We start from the raw sequence: 586 nt of genomic DNA, 5'->3' as shown, positions 1-586 counted from the left end.
AGATGTGTATAAGAGACAGTACAACTCCCCGACCACCCCCGCCGGAACCGGCCGCAACCACTGATCCAGCACAAACAACGCCGCACCCGCCACCGGCGACCCCACCGGCACGGCACCCACCCCCGGGGCGAGCGGGGCACTGATCGCCACCCACATCGTGGTCTCGGTCGGACCGTATTCATTGAGCATCACCCGTCCCGGCGCCCACCGCTCCACCACCTCAGCCGGACACGCCTCCCCACCGACCAGCAATGTCACCGATTCCAACCCCTGCGGCGAGAGCGCCGCCACCGCCGAAGGTGTCTGGCTCAACACAGTGACCTGCTGCTCGATCAGCAACGCATGCAACGCCTCGGGGGAAGCGGCCACCGCCTCGGGCACCACCACCAACCGCCCGCCATGCAGCAGGGCACCGAAGATCTCCCAGCCCGAAATGTCAAAGGAATACGAATGCCACTGCGACCACACCCGCCCCGGCCCCGCCAAATTCCCGTCCAGCGACGCGATCAGCTGGGTGACATTGTGGTGGGTCACGGCAACGCCTTTGGGCACCCCGGTGGTGCCCGAGGTGTAAATCAGATACGCA

At 66.0% G+C, this 586-nt stretch carries 1 protein-coding gene; it reads right to left on the bottom strand.

Annotated elements, in window-relative coordinates; translation table 11 throughout:
* On the bottom strand, nt 1-586 hold a 586-nt coding region (locus A5781_RS05055), incomplete at both ends, for an AMP-binding protein (protein WP_156624405.1).

The sequence above is a fragment of the Mycobacterium sp. 852002-30065_SCH5024008 genome (assembly GCF_001665645.1).
GTDB lineage: Bacteria > Actinomycetota > Actinomycetes > Mycobacteriales > Mycobacteriaceae > Mycobacterium > Mycobacterium paraffinicum.
Note: the sequence above shows the minus strand (reverse complement) of the source record. Positions and strands in the feature narration are given on the sequence as shown.